This is a genomic window from Mycoplasmopsis phocirhinis, from assembly GCF_004216495.1.
In the GTDB taxonomy this organism is placed as follows: domain Bacteria; phylum Bacillota_I; class Bacilli_A; order Mycoplasmatales; family Metamycoplasmataceae; genus Mycoplasmopsis; species Mycoplasmopsis phocirhinis.
Map to the genome: position 1 here is coordinate 432,543 of NZ_CP034841.1, position 21,952 is coordinate 454,494.

A 21,952-nucleotide genomic window follows, 5' to 3' on the forward strand; every position below is an offset into this window, starting at 1 on the left:
TTTTTTAAAACACAAATTTTTAAATTCAAATTGTGATAAAAACCTGAATTTTTCCAAAAATAAGTGTGGATAAGTTGAGAATGCTATGCGCATTTTTTTTTTTTTTTTGGAAAAATGTATACTATATTTAACTATATCACAAATTTAGGGAGAAAAAATGAATAAAAAAAGAAAAATTTTACCTTATATAATTTTAGGTGCTTCAATAACAACAACTGCAATAGTTGTTGGCATTGTGGCTGCTAGATGTTCAAGAGATGACAGTTTTGATAATTTAATACAATTGCACAACAAACTAAAAAGCGCTAAAACATTAGCTGAATTTGAGAAATATAAAGCAATGTTTGATAAAGAATATCAATTATATTTGAATAAAAGAGGCAATTCTAAAAAATTAAGTGAATTAAAACAAAAAAACGATAACCTTAAATTTAAATCAAACACTCCAAGCCAAGATAAAGATAAAAATAAAAATGAAATTAATGTTTCAATTGCAAAATTAAAATATGGCAATGAGATTGAAAATATTTCAACACCAGAACAAAACACTTCGTTAAGCTCGCAAGACAAATATAAAGTTGTTGAGAATGTTTTTACTACTCTATTTGATAAAGCACAAAATTTTGCTCAATTAGTGCAAAAAAACAATACTCAAAATGAGGTTTTAAACTCATATAAAAATTATCATTTAAATATTGAAACTTTAGAAATTAAAAAAGAAGTAAGTGAAATTTTAAATGCTCACGAAAAAGAAAAAAAATCGCAAAATAAAACTGATATACAATATTATTTGAATCCTTTATTAGAATCAATTTTTTCAAATTCAGATGATGCTACAAAAAATTTAGTTCAACAATATAATCAAAATTTTTCTAATTCATTATTTAATTTTAACGACTATACTAGAACATTATTGATTCAACTTGCTGATGCTAAAGATATGTTAAAAGACATTAACGTTTTAAAATTGGTGTTATCTTTGATTAATTTATTTGGTAATAATTTTATCGATAATACCTCTAATTTTGATAATGTCCAAACGCTTAATTTAATTCAATCGACTAATAGTGAAATTTATACCGAAACTGATATTTTTAAAAGAAATTTAGCACTATATATTTACTTTAGAGATAATGTTTGAAATAAAAATAAAGAAGTTTTTGCAGTTGAAAAAGCTTCACAAAATGATCCAAATTGATTTATAAATGATGAACAACCACAACAATTAAATTCAAATGATTTATATAATTATCCATTTTTAGATGATATAAGACAAAGAATTGCAGCTGCATCAATTCAAAAATTTGATAATAATAATGAAATTTATAAAGATGCAAGCCTATTAACAAGCGAACAGAAGAATAAATTGTATAAAGTTGCTTATTTAAATCCTATTTTCCCTAATTATCCAGTTGGCTACTTATCAGATTCTAAATTCGTAAACTTCGATAAAGTAAGTAAGGAAAATAAAGATAAAGCACCTGGTAATGCAAAAATAATTTATTTAAATGATTTAGCCCGTGAATTTATAAATAATGCACTAAGCCAATATATAGAAGTTGTGCCAATTGAAGAAGATTTTGATTCGTACAGAGATTTTACAAGTGATAAATTTGCTAATTTACGCAAAGCGTTAGCCACCTTTGAATTCAAATTTAGCAATAAAGAATACACATTTGAAGAAATATTTGGAAACAATACAGATAAAAGTGGTGTTTTTGAAGATATTTTCAGAACACATTTAGGTGTAGTTAATACTAACGGACGCAAAAACGGAGAAGCAATACAAACCTATATTGTTCCTCAATCAATTGAATACGAACTACAAAGAACAGGTGATGTGTTAGATTATGAATTGAATGAATATGAGCAAAAAATTATTGATGATTTTGAAGCCCAAGCAAAACAAGAATTTATGAATATTAAAAATTTAGATCCAAATAGTTCAGATGAACAATTGGCTAAAGATGAAGAATTTTCAAAATATTTATATTTAAAATACACTAAACCTTTTCTTTCAAATAAAATAATTGGTTATCGTGAATTGACCCCAGCTGGTGTTAATTATTATGTCAATAAAGTTAAACCAGAAGGTAAAAATTTTGCTGATTTGAATTTAACTGATTATTCTTCGCTTAAATTTAAAGAATTGTTGAATTCAAGTGAATTTAAAAATACAACTAATCACGAATATAATTTTGATAAATGACTTAAATTACAATTAATTAATTTATTTTCGATTGATAGAAATTTAATTAAATCTCAAATTTATGCTCAATTAAGAACAGATGATCCACTTGATTTTTCAGGAAATGTTTTGAGTAAATTACTTAAATTATCGCAAGATAAACAAAAACAATACTGGTTAAATAACACTTATGTTTTACCTAATGTAATTGAATATGAACTTAAAGAAGAAATGGATAAAGATGGACAGAAATTTTTAGATTATCAATTATCTAGCGAAGATCAAAAAATTATTGATGATTTTGAAAATGGCAATAAAGATGACGCAAAAAGACTATATTTAAGTTATATTTCTCCTCAAGTTTCGGACGAAATGATTGGATATAGATTTATAAATATATCAACTCGTGAATCAAGTTTTTTTATTAATGAAGTACCTGAAAATAAAACTTTTTTTCATCGCCCAATAAATGTAAATAGATATATAACGAGTAAATTATCTTTATTACTAGATTCAAATGATTTTAAAACTCAAACTGGGTCTGATTACAGTTTTGATCGTTGAACCAAATTACAATTAATTAAACTTTATAGCAAAGATAAAAATCAAATTTTATCTGCAATTAAAGCGCAAAAAAATGATGCTGAATTTAGTAATAATATTATTTATAAAATAATTGAAAAATCACAAAACGCTCAAAAAGAATTTTATAAAAAACAAAAATCTCAAACTTCATAATTACTTATTTAGGTTTAACCACGAATATGAAAATGAAAAAAATTATTTTATCTTGCCTAACGTTTAGTTCAATTTTAGCTTTACCTTCAATAGCTATATCAACTAAATTAGAAAATAATTCAAACGCTAAAAAAACTGAATATGAGTTATATAAGGCTAAATATATTAATATAGCTAAAAGTTTAAAATTGAGATTAATTGACCAATTAGGCAATCAAGATTACACTTTTGATGATAAATCACCTGAACAATTAGGTGATACTATTATCAATTCTATTCAGGAATTTTTTGCCGCAATTGAACAGCAAGTTAAATTGCAATTAGGGGCAAATTATGATTTAAATGATAATTCGCTTTGAGAAAAATTTATCCAAACAAATGCATATATTGAAAATCAACTTGATAGTCAAATTAAAAATTATGTTGCTATCGTTGCTCGTTTGTTGGTTCAAAATAATCCCGCTATTGTTTTAAAACAAGGTTTTAATTTAGATTTATTTAAAAATATTTCATTTAGAGATTTTGGTGTGGAACAGATAAATAATTATTTTATTGATAAAAAGCAACCTGTTTTAGATAAATATTTTACAAAATCTATTATTAACTCCGATTTTATTAAAGATGATCAAAAAATATTTAAGTCGTATAGATACCAAATTAAGTCTAACGATGATGAAGTCGAATTAAAGAATTTTATCCAAAAGCATAAATTAGATCAAAACCAAAAAGATAATGGTGGTGTATTTGAGAATTTTGAATTAAGCTTATGAATAGATCGTTTTGCTGAATTTGAAACCAAAATAAATGAAATTCAAATACAACTTTCGCAATCAACTCAAATATTTGATTCGACTAAAGATATAGCCCAATTACAAAAATACAATGAAGATTTTGCCCAAAAACTGACTGATTCTAAATCTATTTTAGCAAAAATAAAACCAGCATCACTTAATGCTAAAAAACCTTTTTATAATCTACTTAATGATTTAGCAAATAAAATAAACATAAATAATATTAATTTATTAAAGCAAAAAAATAAGGTTTTATTCAATGAATTTAAGACCAACTTTGACCTTTTAAACAAGCAACAACAAAATCTAATCACAAATTCAGTTGAGTTTAATGAAATTAATAAGCTCAAAGATTTGGAATCAAATGATGAAAAAATTTATTTAATGTTTAGCGTTGAAGAATTTTTAAACTATGCTGCTTTAGTTTCTAAATTAACAAATGCAGTTAAAACCTTATCAAATCAAATTAATAATGAAACAAAAATAGAAAATAATGAACAAAATAATGATTCTAACAAACAAAATTCTAGCCAAAATATATCTGAACAACAATCAAATAAACAAGTAGCTAAAAACAAATTTAACATTTATGTATTTGTTCTATTATCTTCTACCGTTGTAGTTTTATGAATAATTTTATTGTTTATTTTTATTAAAAGACAAATTAAACAAAGAAAAGTTGAATCAAACAAAAATTAACATTTGCGAATGTTAATTTTTGTTTAATTGAATATTAATTCAGTAGCAAAACCTTGGTTATGAAAAACATATTCGGTATTAGCATTAAAAACGACATCAATTAATTCAGGATAATCACTAAAAGGGTTGCGATTTTGTTGGTGTTGATAGATTGCGTTATTTCTATCTAAATCAAACTGTGTAATGGGGTCGTTTTGAGCTCATTTTAACATTGTGTCTAAAAATGGCTTTTTGATTGAATTATTGTTTTGAGAATCAAAAAAACGATTAGCAACATTATTACTGGTTAAATTTTTATCTTTATATGTAAGAGTAAAATATAAAAATGCTCTAGCAACGTCACCTTTAAATTCATTAATTACTTCAGTAACTGGTTGGTTATCTTCAACTCCAATACCAACTTTAGTGCCATTTTTAGATGTGAATGTTGTTTTATTAACTTCGCCATATGGCAAATTGCCATGTCTTTGGTTAACTGTTGCATCAGTTGGCCAAACATGATGGGCATCATTACGCATTGGGTCAGCTTTAGCAAACCAAGATTGAGCAATTAAATGTTCTCTATTTCAACCTTTTCCTTCTTGACCAGACCCACTTTTATTATTAAAAGTATAAACAAAAGGATCGTTTGAATGAGGATTTTCTCCGTAAATATCTAATAATGAGCCATCTTTTTCGTAATATTTATCAGTAAAGGCATCTTCGTATGTTGTGTATAAATCGTTATAAGAACCAGTGCTGTCGCGGTGTTGTTTTTGAAGCTTAATTAATGCGTTTATTAATTCAGTTCCGCTTTTACCTTCTAAACTTGCGTAAAAATCATTTTGAACATATTTTATACCTTTTGCTTTTTTTAACGATGGTGCTACTAAATTTTCATACACACCATTTGTTATTTTATTAGTAGTTATTAATGAACTTTGATTAGTTGAATTTGTTTTAGGTTGTTCAATAGTATTTGAAGTTTCAAAATCGTTTTGTTTAGTGGTATTATCGTCAATACCTAATTTTGAATTTGATCTAGTGAACTTGGTTTGATAAATTTGAGCTGAAATTAATGAGTCACTGTCTTTGGAATATTTAGATGATTTATAACTTAAAATTAACTCATTATCTGTAATTTCATACTTAATTTCATCATTATTTTTATCGCCTTGATTTAAATCAGCATACGCAATATTATAATATTTTGGCACAGCGTTTTTAAATTCAAATACTTTAGGAGCATTCGCTCATTCATTTTTATTTTTTGGGCGTGTATTAGCCACTATAATTGCGTTTTTTGAAAACGAATAAAACAATTTTTTATTCGCAATTAAATTGATGATGTTTTCATCTACTTGAGGAGAAATTTTTAAAGCATTATCTAAACTTAATGTTCATTTTGCAAATGAAGAATCTTGATTAAATAATTGTTTTTCATCAGGTGTTTTGTCTTTTTGAGGTTGTTGTGTAGTTTTTGTGTTATGTTGTTGTTTTTGTTCGTTTTTTTGTGTTTCTTTGTTGCACGCAGCGGCCACTAAAGGTAATGTGGTTAAAACACTCGAAAGCGGAAGAATTAAATATTTTTTCATTTGTCTCTTATCCCTAAATTTATTAAAGTTATTTTGTTTTATTTTCACTATATTATATAGAAATTGCATACTGATTAGAACAACGAAAGTTTTAATTAATGTTTAAAAACCATATGTGGAACGAATTTGTGGAAATGTTCTCTTTCACAAAAAAAATTAATTAAGACAAAAAACTTATTTTGAACTCTTTTTTTATTTTAATTTTTCTTTTTTTTCCTTTTTTAGAATATTTTTTTTACATTTATGTTTTTTTGAATTAATTGAGCTATTAAATATGTTTAATATAATTTAATTGCTTAAAGAATTAAGCAAAATAAATGTTAGGAGTTAAATGAAAAAAAATATATTTTCTATTATTGCATCAGCTGGAGCATTGCCGATATTGGCAGTTTCAATGAATTTTAAAAATTATAATTATTCAAAAGACGATTCGAATTTAACACCTGAAGATATTAGATTAGGTATTAAGTTAAAAATAAGCAAAATACTTAAAACATCTAAAAATAATATTGAAATTTTAAAAGAAAAAGAAATTGAGCTTTATAACGGTGAAAAATTATTGTTATTACAATTTTTAAATAAAGGTTATGCGGTATTTAGTTTGGAAACTTTTGAGTTAATAGAATATAATCCATTAACTAATTTAACAGACGAACAATTTGAAAAAATTAATGGGTATATTCCACTTAAATCCTTAGTTGTAAAAGAAAAAAATCTGTTTAAATCAGTCAGCTCTAATTTTACTCAAAACGAGGAGTTAAGCGATAATTTACCAACTGAGTTATTAGATAAAGAAAATAAACAAATTTTACGCAAAGAGAATACTTCTAAATTAAGAAAAAATATAAAAATAAGTAAACTTAATGACAAATTTCAAGATAGGACTAACAATGCTACTTTATACGATCCTAGCGAACCTGTAACACGTTTGAATGCTGATTACGAGGTTGATTATTCATGGTGATTTAAGTCAAATCAGGATTTTTTTGGGTATGCTGATTTAACAAATAATTATGAAGAGTTTAGACATGCTTTCGGAGATACTCGTGATTATTCAAAAAATAAAGAAGATGAGCAAGGAATATGTGAATATATTTCGCTTTCAATGCTTATTCAATATTATCAACTATTCAAAAATTCTAACTGATTAAGTGAAGCGCAATTCAACGAATATGCAAATGTATTTGATGTTGATCAAAATCATAATCATATTTTGTCAAGTGGCTTTAACGTTTATAATAAATATGCTCAAAATAATTACAATTTCTTAAAGAAAAATAATTTGCCTATTTATCCAATATTTTCACCAAAACTTAGTTATCAATTATTTTTAAACGATGGAACAATAAATATTCACAATGCTAGTCATTATAAAACATCACTTTTGAAAACGGTTAAAAACAATAATTTAAAGACTGGATGAAATACAACTTATTTATTTAATAGACCTTGAGAAATAATTTATAAAAATAATCCTGTTATTTTGGGTGGCTATATTTCTGCATACACTAACGGAGTAGAAGATATTTGACATTCAGTGCTTGCTTATGGTAAATGGTACGATAAAGGTGATACCGATTTATCTAATCTTTATTTAGTACATTATGGTTTTGGTTCTGAAAATATGAGATATTCACAAGTTGCTGTAAGCGCAAGATATTTAAGACATATTGGATATGAGTTTCATGTTTGAGACAAAACAAAAAACCCAACATTAAAAAAATATTTTAACTATAATGGGAAAATGGTAGATGCTTCTGAACTACCAAAACATATTTCATTTAACTAGGAGGAAAAATGATTTTTAACAAAATAAGCGACAAAAATAAGATTTTAATAAATATTCTAGTAATTATTCTAAGTTCTTTGATTGGTATGTTGAAAGCATTTTTAGTAACCTCAACAAACGCATACTTATGATCAAGTGGTAATTCTGTTGTTGAAATTTTTACAGTACTTTCAACACCTATAAGTGCAATTTTATTGTTTGTTTCATTGTGATCAATAATAGAAATTATTGTTAAAAATAAAGATAAAAAGGCAGTTAGTGTAAGTTCTTTTGGTATATTTTTATCAATATTAGCAATTGTATTTACATTATTTAATTTAACTTTTCAACACAAAACATCATTTAAATTAACTTATTCGCACTCAATGATGATTTGATTTATGCTGCTACTTGTTTTAACTTTAATTTACACCGTACTTTATATTCAATTTAAACAAAATTTCAATAATAATATTCAACCAACTTCAATAAATAAAGTTTATTTAATATCATTTATTGTTATACTAACTTTATTTAGCATTTTAATGTTTAGTTGAATTTTACTTGATTTATATTTAAGTTATGTGTATGGCCCAAGTAAATTAGAAATAATTAACAAAAATAGATAATTTTATTTACTAAAACACAATATGTTTATTGTGTTTTTAATTATTTTAAAATTAATTTATAATTTAATTAAAAAATGCCAAAACAATTTAGTGTTTTGGCATTTTAGTAATTATGCTGTTAACATATAAATTTGTTCTTAAACAATTTAATTAATTAAGGTTAAAAGTTAAGATATTATTTTTTTGTGAGTTAATTTAAATATAACACCTATTACAATAACCATCGCAATTATTGTTGCTAAAGCGAATTGTTCAGCAATGCCTCACATTGTTATAAACCCTGTTGAAAAAATAATTATAATGGTTAGAATTGAAACAGATCAAAAGAAGTAAAAAATTAACCTCTTTATTTTGTTTGGCATTGTTATTTTTTCAAACAAAATAACACACAAAATCATAAATATAATTCAACTTAGATATAGTCAAAATTCTAAAATAATAATTGGACTGCCAAGTGTTTTAAAACTATTCAAAAATTCATTATCAGTTTTACTATAAACCACTAACATTATCAAAATATAAAAAGCAAGAAAAATTATTAAGTTGATAATGGCTAATGAAAAGGTAGCGATTTGAGATCTTTTCTTCATAATTATTTAATGTTAAGCTCCTTTGCAGTTAAATTTTGTCAATCTTTTTGAAAAAATGGTTTTAAAATTTTATTATCATCTTTTTCGGTATCAATAATTGAAAATGAAATGCCAAATGTTCTAGAATATCAATTATAATCCAAAACAACTTGTGAATAACCCTCTCAACCCATATGAACTAGATATTTATCGCGGTATATTGAATTTCCTTTATCATATCATTTACCATATGCTACTACTCCATGGTTGATTACTTCATCGTTAGAATATTTTAATGAACCTGCTAATAATGTTGGTCTGTTGTTATAAATTTGTTCTCATGGTTTTTGGAAAAAGGATTCTCCATGAAATCAATCATATGAAGTTTTATTTATTGATTTTGTATAATTTACCAATGTGTCTCTTAAATTTCTTCAACTATTTAAAGCAAAGTGTTTATATCAACCATGCTTCAATAATTCAATTGTAAAACCAGGAGAAACATACGGAATAGCAGGAAGGTTATTTTGTTTGATATAATCAATATTTTCTCTACTATTATTATATGCTTCGTGTTTATATGTTCCGGCATAATCCGGATAACTTATATATTTTTTTTCTAAATCCTCTGAAATTCAATTAGAATTAACAAAAAAATGTTGATATTGTATTAGTAATGACAAGGCAATTATCATACATATACCTTCACTATTGTAGTAAGATTCTTTATCAAAACCGTTTAAAATTGGTTTTTGCAAATATTCGTGAAATTTTCAATAGGAATTAGTATTTTCGGCATAGCCAAACATTTTGGAATTAACTTTAAACCATCATGAGTGCGGAACTTCATAATCAGCTTTAATTAATTCTTTGGCAAAATTAATATTTTCTGCTTCGTCTGTTCATCTACTAAATGGTTTTATAAATCTTTTTGAACGTTTTTTGGGCAAATTACTTTCTTTTTGAGTTAAAAGTTTTTTGTCAATGTTTAAATTAATTTTATTATTATGTTTTTTTGTTTTTTTTGTTAAAAAATTGTTAAATGTTACAAAAGGTATATAACTGTCAATTTTTTCAAACAATGTTTCGTCTATTTTAAATTCTAGGTTTAATTCACGTAATTTTAATTCTTTAACATCGTAAATAGCATAACCATTTTTTTCAAAAACAAATAAAATTACTATTTCGTTATCATCACCTCCATCGCGTTCTAATTTAAGAAATTTATATTTTTTTATCTTTTGGTTGTTATTTGAGAAGGATTGAATTTCTTTTTCAACTATATTTTGTAATCTTAAAATTTGCGATTTATCATTTACGCCAATACTATAATAATTAGTATTAGCTGCTATAGTTGTAGCTATAACCGGTGTTGCTGTAGCTAAGCTTATAATTTTTCATTTTTTTATTTTCATCTTACCTCTTTAATTTATTTTCTTCACTAAAATTATATTAATTATTTGCTTGGAAAAATCAAATTGGCCGTTTTTGGTTAAATTTTTGCTTAAATTATGCCAATTTGCACATTTTGCCATAAATTTGATTATTCTGATTGCTTGTAAATATTTTTGAAATTTAACAAAATATAAAAATTTATATAACTTCACATTTAATGCTACATAAAAGCCTAACGTGAAAACTCAAACAAAATTAACATCTGTTTTCCCTTAAAATTAAAAAGTAGGTAAAAGAGATGGACAAATTAACTAACTATGTAATCCAAAAAAAATGATGTTTAGATACCATCATTACTTTTAAGCACGAAACATATAAACAATTAGCAAATAGAATAAATAAATCTGTTTCTACAGTCAGACTGTACAAAAACGAGTTAAAACGTGGAAATGGTTATATTGAAAACATTGAACACAAAAACACAAACAATAAAAATGCTCAAAGATATAACGACGAAATGGTTTTAAATTTAGGACAAGAATACGAAAATAAAAAACTATTAGCTAGTGGCAACAATGCTAATAGTTCATGTAATTTGTATATGTCTTTAATTTCATACCATGAAAAACTCAAGATATATATATCACACTCCCAAATGGTAAAAAGATTAAAACAAAATGGTTTTTGTAGCGCTTTTGCGTATAAAGCGGGCAGAAAAGAGGCACGTAAGGCAAGAATAAAATTGAAAAAGAAAGCTTTTGGTATTAAATATTCATTAGATTTAGAATTAAAAATACCGAAGAAAAAAGAAGTTGAGCGCAAAAAACAAGATTAAAATATTCCTTTGGTGATGTTGTTGAAATTGATGGTTGTACTCATTATTTTGTTAAAAATGAACTTTGAACAGCAATAAGTTCTATTGATGTCGCAACCGGCAAACTTTTATAATTCATTTTGAAAAAAATGTTGAAACACTGAATGGTCACCAAAGTAATTTAGAAAAAATGTTGAATAGATACGGTATTCCTTCAACAATAATTACTGATAAAAGAAAGAATTTCTATAATAATGAAGATTCAAACGCAGTAACATTTAAAGCGATAAAAAATCTGGGTATTGAATTGATTACTACATCTAATTCTAACGGTAAACCACACATAGAAAATGCACAAAATTTTATTCAAATGCGCCTGCCTTTGTGGTTTTTAGACAATAAAATTAACACAATACAACAAGCAAACGATGCTGAAGAATCGATATTAAAATACTTAAATCAAATACGAAAATCAGTAATTGAACCCAAAGTCAATCATTTTAGAGAGTTAAATAAAGAAAGATTAGAACATTTTTTTGATTTAGAAATAGCAAGAAAAATCAATAATGGGACTGTATTTTACAACGGAATTCATTACGCACCTTATCAAAATGATCAAAAAATTCGTGTTGAATCTAAATTTGATGCCAAATTTATAATTGGAAGTGATAACAAACTTTATTTTAGAATTAAAAACTCGAGATATGAAGCGAAAAAATTGCAACCAAATGATATGGAACTATACGAAAAATTTTCAATAAATAAAAAACTTCCATTAGAAGTTTATCAAGTCAAAACATTGATGAAAACAGTAGCCGCAGGCTACACATTCAATCAAATGTTGGATGCAAAAATAGAAAATTTATTCTAAAATAAGCTAAATTGGGATGAACAAGACAAAAAATTATTGAAATCAATATTAAAAGAATTGGAAGATATTCGCCTGAATATTCGCCAAACGATAGAATTTTAAATTCAAAATACACATAATATTTAAGTTAAGTTCAAAATATTTATCTAAATCTATTAAAAATAGATTTGTGTTTTTGTTTTTTTTGTTAAAAAACAAAAAATAAAATTCAATGAAAAAGTTTCTAATCTAACCCCAAACCCCTATCATAGGGGCTTCTAACCCCCCAACCCCCCAGACATTGGGGGGCTTTAAACTAAAATTCTCTCTAATTTAAACCATAAATATTAAGTAATTTGTTAAGATATTACTATCAAACTGAAACATGTTAATTTTGTTTAACATTTCAAGGATTTTAATAATAACTTCATCTATTATTTGATTATGTTGCATATAGTGATAAAATTTACTTTAAAATTATTTTGTAATTTTGTTCTAAATATTTCAAAGTGAAAGTCATTATTAAATTAAATTCAAAATTAGAATTGAAAATTTTATTATTCTTACTTATTATTGATTTAAGATATCTCTTTTTTAAAATTTTCAAAATTTTGATATTGATAAAATTGTTATTATTTTGCATTATTTTCTAAATGATGTTCTTCGATAAACACAAACAAATTTTTTAATCGGTCTTCTCATAAGCAATATATTTTTATTAGTTTTTTTAAATAAGAAACTGATATTTTATGGTTTTCAGAGGATATTGATCTATTTTTTGAAATTTTGATTTACAACAATATTAATTATGTCCGTGGTGTTTAGAAATGTTTTGCAATCCAACCGAATAGCATTTTTGTTTTTATATTTATTATTTTAAAAATATAAACAAAACAGCATTTATAAATGCTGTTTTGAATTTGCATATATTATTATTGTTGAACAGTTTCGGTTTGTGTTTGAGTTGTTGTGGCATTTGCTGGGCCATATGGTGTTTGATAGTTTTTACGTAAGCCTGTTATTTGGTATTCGGGAGAATCTGGAGGCATACCATATGGAGAACCTTTAATTGAATCTCAATCACGAGCTTTGATTATAAACAATAATGAATTAACTAAACCGATCGTTGAGCCAATATGATTTTCCCTAACCATTAAATCTTTTGGTTCTATATCTGTTCCACTATTTGCGGTTGTAGCATATTGTTTTGAAATTCCACCTAAAATTGGCTTTGGTGTTCATAAATCATTACGAGTGATGTCTTCATAATTATTTTGAGCCCCAAATTTTAAAGCAGGTCTAAATTCACCATCTTTACCGTTTACAAACAATAAAAAATGAGAAGTGAAATATAATTCAGGATCATTATTTGATTTATATAATAAAGTTACGAAAGCACGAAATACATTTTCTAGTTGCTTAAGATTTTCATTTGTTCCATATCTTTTGATATATTGCAATAATCATGAAACTTTTTGTTCTGTTTCTCAATCTTTAATTGCAAATTGAACATAAGTGTATTTATTATCTGTATGAAATTGTTGAGGTACATAATTAGGTTTATATCTTTTCTTTGTTACTCGCATAAACTTTAAACTAGGTATTAAAGTATTTAAGTCTAAAATTTTTTTAGTTTGATCAGTATTTAATTTTACAGCCTCTTGATATCTTGCTGTTATTCCATTCACACTTGTTTTTGAATTTATATCATTTTTTGCTTCTGTTTTTTGTTTCTTAGTTAATCAAATAAGTGCATCTATTTTAACCGTATCTGAATTTTTAGCATTTGTTAAATTAGATTGATCTTTAGTTTTAGCTTCTTCTAATTTTTGATTTATTACTTCTTTAGTTTTTGCGTTATTGACTTCAGTTTTCAAATTAGTTTTTTGTTCTTCAGATAAATTAGAAAATTCATCAATTGCACTATTCGCTGCTTTTTTGTTAGAATTCAATTCATTTAATGTATTGGCTTGAGATTTAATTGAATTTATTGAATTTTCGTCGGTTGCTAGGTCAATTTTTGCATTAAAACTGTTTTTTTCTTCTTCGTTCAAGTTATTTAAGGATTGAATTTGTGTTTTAGCATTAGTTTTTTCTTCATTAAGTTTGTTAACTGTATCTGGATTTGAGTTTGTTTTGGGTTTTTCCGGTGCTGGAGTTGGCATTTCTGGTTTAGGATCATTTTTTTTGTTTGGACCACATGCTGCCGCTATAAATGGTATAGTAGTTAATGACCCAAGAGTTGATAATGCTAATGTTAATTTAAAAGTCTTTTTCATATTAACCTTTCTAATATAATAATTTTTTCAACTGTAAATTATTTTAAACCTTTAACAAAAAAAAAAAAAAAAACGTGAAAAAAATTAAAGGCACAACAAAAATGAACACTTTAGAATGTTAATTTTTGCTGTGCCTTTAGAACGCTGTTATTAGTTAATATTTATTGTGCTGATTCAGTATTTTCGGTACTGGTTGTGGGATTTGCTGGGCCATATGGTGTTTGATAGTTTTTACGTAAGCCTGTTATTTGGTATTCAGGCGAACCTGGAGGCATACCATATGGCGAATCTTTAATTGAATCTCAATCACGAGCTTTAATTAAAAATTCTAGTGAATTAACTAAACCTATTTCAGAACCAATTTGGTGTTCTCTAACCATTAAATCTTTTGGTTCTATATTTACACCACTATTTGCTGGTGTAGCATATGATTTTCTAATTCCACCTAAAACAGGAGCAGGAGTTCATAAATCATCAAATGAGTTATTATCGTATTTACTTTGGTCACCATATCTTAAGGCCGGTGTAAAACCACTTACAGGTTTTAATTCAAATAATAAATAGTGTGAAGTAAAATACAATTCGGGGTTATTAATGTTTCCATTATATAATGAATTAACAAAATTTTTGAATACCTTTTTTAAATCATTAAGATTCTTATCAGTACCATATCTTTTGATATATTGTAATAACCATGATACTTTTTGTTGAGTTTCATAGCCTTCAATAGCAAATTGAACATAGGTGAATTTATTGGCTTTGCTCTGATCTGCTGGCACATACTTTGGCTTATATCTATCTCTAACTTTTTTAAATTTTAAAGTTGGAATCAATTTTTCTAAATCCAAAATTATTTTTGTCTGTTGAGTGTTTAATTGATTTGCTTTTTCGAATTGAACTTTAACTTCGTTGATGCTTGTTTGAGCATTTATATCATTTTTAGCGCTAGCTTTTTGTTCGCTAGTTAATCAAATCAACCCATCTACTTTTGTAGAATTTTCAGTTTTAGATGTTGCTAAATTACTATTGTTTTTAGTACTTGCTTCATTTAATTGGGTGTCTATCATTTCTTTAGTTGAACCCATATTTACTTGTTTGCGAAAACTTGTTTTTTCTTCTGCAGTTAAATTTTTGAATTCATCTATTGAAGAGTTAACGGTTATTTTATAAGCATTTAATTCATTCAAACTTTTTGCTTGGACTTTTATAGAATTTATACTATTTTGGTTTGTTGCTGAATCTATTTGAGAACTAAAATTTGTTTTTTGTTCTTGATTTAGATCGCTTAATGCGTTTATTTCATTTTTAGCATTTGTTTTTAACTCGTTTAACTGATTGATTTCTTGTTGTGAATCAGTTTTTGGCATATTATCCGGTTTTTTTACATCATTTTTAGGCCCACATGCAGCCGCAATAAAAGGAATACTAGTCAGTGAACCAATGGCTGATAATGTTAATGTCAGTTTAAAAGTTTTTTTCATATTAACCTTTCTATTTATAGTATTGTTATTAACTCTAAATTATTTTAAACCTTTAACAAAAAAAAAAAAAAAAACGCAAAAAAAATTAAATTGAATTTTGCTTGTTTACAAGTATTAATTCAATTTAATTTTTTATTTATTTAATTAATATTATTTTTTGTAGTTTAAACCTAATGCTTTAAGCATTGCAACTAGGAAGAAGTTAAATGGTTTATTGAAATGAGGCAAGAAGAAAACATCGGTAAGAGCAATTTCAGGTAAAGTTAAACCTTTTTGAATTGCTAACGCGAACATATATACAGTTTCAGCGTGAACTGTTGTACCTCATGAACCTAATTGAACTCCTAAAAGTTTTAATGTTTCTTTATCGTATACTACTGTAATTGCAACTTTTTCAGCTTGACTCATAAATTCTGGTCTATCCATATCTTCAAAATGAACTGATGTTGCGTTTTCAAAACCATTTCTTTTAGCCATTTCTTCGGTTAAACCGGTTCCGGCGTAATGACAATCAAAAACATTAATTGCATTTGTGCCTGCTACACCTGGGAACGGAATGTTTAAACCAGCTATATGTAATGCAGCTACTAAACCTGATTTTACCGCGTTAGTAGCTAAAGCTACATGTCTACTATCATTTGTTACTACATGTTTTAAAGCACATGAATCACCAATTGCGTAAATATTTTCGTCTGAAAGTGATCTTTGGAATTCATCGACCACAATCGCACCGTTTGGTAATTTTTCAACACCTTCAAGAGCATCAGTTCTTGGTTTAAAACCGATACACATCACAACTAAATCGGCTCTATATTCACCTTTATCTGTAACTACAGTTGAAACATTTACTCCATCAGCCGATCTAAATTCAACTACTTTTTCGCCTAAAGAAAGTTTAACTCCTTCTTTGCGCATATTATCTTCCATAATATCGGTAAATTCGCTACCAAAGTAATTACTTGCAACTCTAGTATTAACGTCAATTAATCTAACATTTTTACCTTTAATGTGAAATGCTTCAACTAATTCAACACCAATGTAACCTGCACCTACAATAACAACATCTTTAAAATCGTTATTATTAGCATATTCAATTAAATCTTGGGCGTGTTGGTATAGTTTTGATAAAACTATATTTTTGTAATTAATACCTTTAAGATTAGGTTCAATTGGTCATGTACCACCTGCAAAAATTAATTTATCATATGTATCTGTGAATTTTTTGCCTGTTGCTAATTCTACTACTGTAACTTCTTTTTTATCTCTATCAATTGCAACGACTTCGTGGTTGGTTTTTAAATTAACACCATAATCATTTGTTAATATTTCTGGCGAAGAGTAAAATAGTCCACCAGGTTCATCGAATTCTCCGGCAACTCAAACTGCAATTCCACAACCTAAAAATGATGTGTTTGTATTTCTATCATAAGCAACAATTTCAGCATCTTTATTAACTGTTTTTAGTGTTCTCATAAATGAGGTACCAGCGTGGTTAGCACCTACTACTAATATTTTCATTATATTATTCCTTTCAATTAATTTACTTAAATATTATACATTTTTTTATTTAGTATATCTAAATTTTGCTTTTTAGCATTGGTTTTAATGTTGTATGATATACTATCACACTTTTTAAAATTTTTTACTAGTGTTTTTTTATTTTATAATATAAAAAGGAGTAAAATGAACTTAATAAAATTTTTAAATACGATAAATGTTTCAACTGCACCAATTTCACTTACTACTAATGTGACACACCAAACAAAAATCGAACAAAGCGAACAGCAGAAATATTTAGATATTATTAACCAAGTTTTAATTGAACAAGAAGATGTTGTTAAAACTTTTGCACTAAATTTTAATGAGAAATTTTCTGCTAAAAAAAATTTAGAAGCGATACCAAATGAATTAAAGTATGAATTATTTAAGAAACTAGCAAATAAAACTGTCGAGTTAGGTTTAATTAATGTTGAACAAAAAAATAAAATCATATTAGATAAACAAAATTTTAAAAACTTTGATAAGAATTTGCATAAGACATTTATCAACACTATTAACACTATTAAACAAGACAATAAAAAAAATAATAAAGAAATAAAAAGTTATTATAAAAGAATAAAAACTGATATTCAAAATAAATTTGCCGTAAATGATGATGGTGAGATATCTTCTAAAAATATCGAGCAAACAATTTCAAATTTATCTGAATTGGTTAAAAATATCAATGAATACATATTAAAAAACGTTAATATAGCAAAAAACTTGCTAATTGCTTCAACAACGCTTTATTCAGCATCGTTTTTGGCCGCAGCAGCTTCGTCAGTGCTTTTATTAATTAGCCCATTTTCAAGTGGTTTAAGCATTGCTCCTATTCCGTGATTATCGCTAGGATCTACTGCACTTGCTTTAGCAGCATCTTCATGTAAAATTGCCTATCATAATACTATTAAAACTATAAATGAATTTAAACATATTCAAAGTATATTATCACAGTATAAATTAATGACTATAGGTGAATTAACTTCTAAATTAGTTTCAGCAGTTGTGAGTGGTACAATTTTAAAATACGGAATTATACAAACTATATTCAGCAAGAATATCAGTTCACTTACTCCTTATCTTAATTTTTTTAAAATGATGTCAAGTGCGTTTGAAATCATAAGAAATACAGAACAAATTCAGCAAATTAATTCTATTGGTAATCAAATTAGAAATGAAGTTATTTCGCTAGTTGATATGCTTTCGAACATGAAAAAAGTAAAATGAATAGTGATTAATGAAACACCACTTGATAAACCTTATAATCAAGGTGGCGTTGGTGGAGTAAATACACATTTTAAAAATATTGAAACTGGTGAAATAAGAACACTCGAACAATTTTTATCATTAAGTAATTTTGAATTAAGTAGTTATGGTTTTAAAAAAGTTAAACATCCTAAAACTGGCTATTATATAAGAACATTACCAAATAAAATTAAATGAGATAATCTAGGTTAAGGAGAAATATGTCTACATTTTTAATTGTTGTGCTTACGTATTTTGCGATAAGTTTAACAATATCTTCGGTTTTAGAATTTTATTTTGTTGCCAAAAGAATAAAAGAACTAAATCATATTAAAAACCATAAACTTAAAGCAAAACCGCATTTAATTTCCAAAATTAAATTACCAGAAAATATTTTTAATATTTTTGATAAATTTTTTAAAAAAACATTTGCTTTAGGTTATATATTAATTGCATATTTGTTAGTATATCTGTTCAGTTATTTAATTGTTCAATCAATTATTGCTTATGTTTATAAAATAAATTTAATAAAGGAAGAATTTTTAACTCTGTTTTCGCCATTGTTTAGTTTAATTCTTAGTTTTCGTTCAGCCTGAATTTTATTTAAAAAAAATCGTCAAATTAAAGCACAAATTAAACAATGAAAAACAGAAAATAATGAATCTTTATTAGATAAATCAGTAGAAATGCCACAAGAATATTTTGCTTTTAAAAAAATAATTTTAAGTCATGATTTCGATATTAAATTATTAGGTTCACATAATTTTGCTAAAGTATCTAAAAAAATTTCTTTTGCCGAATTAAAATCTAAATTTTATGTTGATAATAAATTCAATAAAGATCAATTTATTTATTTTATGCTTTTTGATTATTCTAAAATTCAAATTAACAATAATTCTTATGACGCAAATTATTATGTTTATTTAATTAAGGATATTATTAATAATGAATTTTAATATACTGCAACAAAATATTATTTGAGGTTCTATTTCGTTTTTTTTAACTGTTATTTTAATATTAATATATATTTTAATATTTTCATATTCTTGGAGAGAAATTATTAGCAAAAAAGGATTAAGTCGCGTTTTCTTGCGTAACCAAATAAAAGTAAATCAAACATTTTTTAAGTTATTTTTTAAAAAACAAAAAAGATTGTTGATTTTCTTCATTATTTCATTAATTTGTTTAATACCTGTATTTAGTATTAATTTTGTCTTTGTTGTTTTAATCCAATTTAATAGTGATTTTATTCTTAATTATTTATATGTTTTTATGATTTCGGGTTTTGGAATTATATTTAGTTTTGTTTGAATAATAATATTTTTGCACGCAAGTGTTAAAATGCTTAATATTGGCAAAGAAATTAAAAATTGACACGCAAAAAATCAAGACAATAACTGAATCTTATTTGAAAAAATGAATGTTGATGCAAACAAAAATATTTATAATGAATTTGATAATTCTAAACATCTTATTTTTAATATTTTTTTACCACTAAAGTATAGATTTTATTCACATACAGGTGAAATTAATTTCGTCTATCGTCATTGAAAACGAAGAATTTTAAAATTTAAACACTTTGATGATGAATTATATTATTTTTTAATTTTTAACTATGACGATATACCTCTTAATAATACTTTATATAAATTAGAAGACTATGCATATATATTGCAAAATAAAAATAAATTGTTGAATAACAAAAACTAACATCTTTTGGTGTTAGTTTTAATTTATTTAAATTTTATCTGGTATTGAAATACCTAACAATCTCATTGCGTTTTCTAACACAATATTAACCGCTTTAACTAAAGCTAGCGCACTTAATTTATCTTGTTTATCAATTATTTTTTCAGTATTTGAATATCATGAATTAAATTCTTTGGCTAATTTAATTGCGTATTGAGTTAATAAATTAGTTACTAATTTTTCAACTGATTTATTTATAATTTGAGGAAATTCTAATAAAGTTGAGATTAGTTTATAATCAGCTGGATTATTATAATTTTGAGCTACTAAATTAAATTTATTTGCATTAGCTTTTTGGAGTAAAGCACGTGCACGGGCGTTAGCATACTGGACCAAAAATGCGGGATTGTCGTTAGTTTTAGTTGTGGCTAAATCAATATCAAAATCTAGTTTAGTGTTTGTGCTTCGATCTAACAAGATGAATCTTGCCGAATCGCTACCGACTAAATCAATAAATTCACGTAGCCAAAAACTTGTCCCGCGTCTTTTTGACATTTTAAATTCTTCGCCATTTTTAATTAAACGGACTAATTGCATACATAAAATTATTAATTTATCACTGTTATTACCCAGATTTTTCATAGCTGAGTGCATTCTTTTAATATATCCGGAGTGATCGGCACCTCAAATATTAAGAATAGTATGATTGACACCATTTGAATTAAATTTTAGATTATGATAGGCAATATCAGGTAAAAAATAGGTATAACTACCATCACTTTTAATTAAAACCCGATCTTTATCATCGCCATCTAAAGTCGTTTTTAATCATAAGGCACCGTCTTGATAATATGTATTTTGTAATTGACTAATAGTTTTATTGATTTGTTCATTATTATTTTGATAAAGTGATTTTTCGCTAAAATATTTATCAAAATAAACATTAAATCGTGCTAAATCTAATTTGATTTGCTCTAAAAATAACTCTACTCCTTGCTTTTTAAAAACATTTAAAATTTCATTTTCTAATTTAACATTTTCATATTTATTGCCATATTTAATTTGAAATTGTTTTGCTGCTCAAATTATATCATCACCTTTATAAGCGTCATCAGGCATTGAAAATTGCGGATTAAAAAGTTGTTGGTAGCGAGCATAAATGCTTTGAGCTAATAAATTAATTTGATTACCAGCGTCATTAATGTAATATTCTCTAGTTACGTTTAAGCCACTAAATTCACAAATATTAGCAATAGTTGAACCTATCGCTGCATTACGAGCGTGCCCTACATGCATAAAACCAGTTGGATTAGCTGAAACTCATTCTATATTAATGTTGCCACTTTTGTTTCCTTTGCCATAATTTTGACCTAAATGCAAAATTTGATTTATTTCAGTCACAAAAGAAGTTTTTTTAATGAAAAAATTAATAAAACCTTGACCGGCAATTTCAATATTTAAAATTTGTAGTTCATCTTGGTATTTACTAATTTGATGAACTATTTGTTGGGCTAAATCTAGTGGATTTCAACCTTTATTACCCATAGCCATATTAGTGGTTAAATCTCCATGATTTTTAGGCTCAATCAAAACCACATCACGACTTAAATTTAATTGAGTTGCAATTTGTTTTAATTTAATTAACAATAATTCTTTAATTTCATCTTTTGTCATTTTTTTATGATACTTTCTATTTAAAAAAAC

The 21,952-nt window shown here is 25.7% G+C and carries 16 protein-coding genes; 9 read left to right on the plus strand and 7 right to left on the minus strand.

What is annotated here, in order from left to right:
* Window positions 1-157: 157 nt before the first annotated feature.
* The gene (locus EG856_RS01715) at window positions 158-2,926 is read left to right on the plus strand and encodes a hypothetical protein (protein ID WP_130429411.1); all 2,769 of its coding nucleotides are present in this window, start codon (window positions 158-160) and stop codon (window positions 2,924-2,926) included.
* Between the two features lie 32 nt (window positions 2,927-2,958).
* Window positions 2,959-4,416, plus strand: a complete 1,458-nt coding sequence (locus tag EG856_RS01720) for a hypothetical protein (protein WP_130429412.1) — start codon at window positions 2,959-2,961, stop codon at window positions 4,414-4,416.
* Between the two features lie 23 nt (window positions 4,417-4,439).
* Here the strand turns inward: EG856_RS01720 and EG856_RS01725 are convergent, their stop codons facing one another.
* Complete coding sequence (locus EG856_RS01725; RefSeq protein ID WP_165381418.1) at window positions 4,440-5,990, minus strand: endonuclease; 1,551 nt, start codon at window positions 5,988-5,990, stop codon at window positions 4,440-4,442.
* A 331-nt stretch (window positions 5,991-6,321) separates the two neighbouring features.
* On the opposite strand from EG856_RS01725, the gene EG856_RS01730 reads away from it, so the two are divergent.
* Window positions 6,322-7,779, plus strand: a complete 1,458-nt coding sequence (locus EG856_RS01730) for a putative cysteine peptidase (protein ID WP_130429414.1) — start codon at window positions 6,322-6,324, stop codon at window positions 7,777-7,779.
* 8 nt (window positions 7,780-7,787) lie between these two features.
* Window positions 7,788-8,387, plus strand: a complete 600-nt coding sequence (locus EG856_RS01735) for a hypothetical protein (protein WP_130429415.1) — start codon at window positions 7,788-7,790, stop codon at window positions 8,385-8,387.
* 167 nt (window positions 8,388-8,554) lie between these two features.
* Here EG856_RS01735 and EG856_RS01740 read toward each other — a convergent pair whose 3' ends face one another.
* Window positions 8,555-8,977, minus strand: a complete 423-nt coding sequence (locus EG856_RS01740) for a hypothetical protein (RefSeq protein WP_130429416.1) — start codon at window positions 8,975-8,977, stop codon at window positions 8,555-8,557.
* Between the two features lie 2 nt (window positions 8,978-8,979).
* The gene (locus tag EG856_RS01745; RefSeq protein ID WP_130429417.1) at window positions 8,980-10,371 is read right to left on the minus strand and encodes a putative cysteine peptidase; all 1,392 of its coding nucleotides are present in this window, start codon (window positions 10,369-10,371) and stop codon (window positions 8,980-8,982) included.
* 278 nt (window positions 10,372-10,649) lie between these two features.
* On the opposite strand from EG856_RS01745, the gene EG856_RS01750 reads away from it, so the two are divergent.
* Window positions 10,650-11,186 (plus strand): hypothetical protein, encoded by a 537-nt coding sequence (locus EG856_RS01750; RefSeq protein ID WP_130429418.1) that lies wholly within the window; start codon window positions 10,650-10,652, stop codon window positions 11,184-11,186.
* A gap of 64 nt (window positions 11,187-11,250) precedes the next feature.
* Window positions 11,251-12,036, plus strand: a complete 786-nt coding sequence (locus EG856_RS01755; RefSeq protein WP_130429419.1) for a hypothetical protein — start codon at window positions 11,251-11,253, stop codon at window positions 12,034-12,036.
* Window positions 12,037-12,947: 911 nt separating this feature from the next.
* On the opposite strand, the gene EG856_RS01760 is transcribed toward EG856_RS01755, so the two are convergent.
* From EG856_RS01760 to EG856_RS01770, 3 genes are all read right to left on the minus strand, one after another.
* A complete protein-coding gene (locus EG856_RS01760; protein ID WP_130429420.1) occupies window positions 12,948-14,294 on the minus strand; it encodes a variable surface lipoprotein in 1,347 nt (448 codons plus the stop codon).
* A gap of 161 nt (window positions 14,295-14,455) precedes the next feature.
* Window positions 14,456-15,775, minus strand: coding sequence for a variable surface lipoprotein (locus tag EG856_RS01765; RefSeq protein WP_130429421.1), 1,320 nt, complete (start codon window positions 15,773-15,775; stop codon window positions 14,456-14,458).
* A 150-nt stretch (window positions 15,776-15,925) separates the two neighbouring features.
* Window positions 15,926-17,293: an FAD-dependent oxidoreductase gene (locus tag EG856_RS01770; protein ID WP_130429422.1), complete on the minus strand. Its 1,368-nt coding sequence runs from the start codon at window positions 17,291-17,293 to the stop codon at window positions 15,926-15,928.
* Between the two features lie 165 nt (window positions 17,294-17,458).
* On the opposite strand from EG856_RS01770, the gene EG856_RS01775 reads away from it, so the two are divergent.
* Genes EG856_RS01775 through EG856_RS01785 form a run of 3 tightly spaced genes read left to right on the plus strand, consistent with a single transcriptional unit; the run spans window position 17,459 to window position 20,269 of the window.
* A complete protein-coding gene (locus EG856_RS01775) occupies window positions 17,459-18,772 on the plus strand; it encodes a hypothetical protein (protein WP_130429423.1) in 1,314 nt (437 codons plus the stop codon).
* 8 nt (window positions 18,773-18,780) lie between these two features.
* Window positions 18,781-19,515, plus strand: a complete 735-nt coding sequence (locus EG856_RS01780) for a hypothetical protein (RefSeq protein ID WP_130429424.1) — start codon at window positions 18,781-18,783, stop codon at window positions 19,513-19,515.
* Window positions 19,505-20,269, plus strand: coding sequence for an MAG0920 family protein (locus EG856_RS01785; protein ID WP_130429425.1), 765 nt, complete (start codon window positions 19,505-19,507; stop codon window positions 20,267-20,269). Before EG856_RS01780 ends, EG856_RS01785 begins: the two co-directional genes overlap by 11 nt.
* A 27-nt stretch (window positions 20,270-20,296) precedes the next feature.
* On the opposite strand, the gene argS is transcribed toward EG856_RS01785, so the two are convergent.
* Window positions 20,297-21,922, minus strand: coding sequence for an arginine--tRNA ligase (gene argS / locus EG856_RS01790; protein WP_130429426.1), 1,626 nt, complete (start codon window positions 21,920-21,922; stop codon window positions 20,297-20,299).
* Window positions 21,923-21,952: the final 30 nt, after the last annotated feature.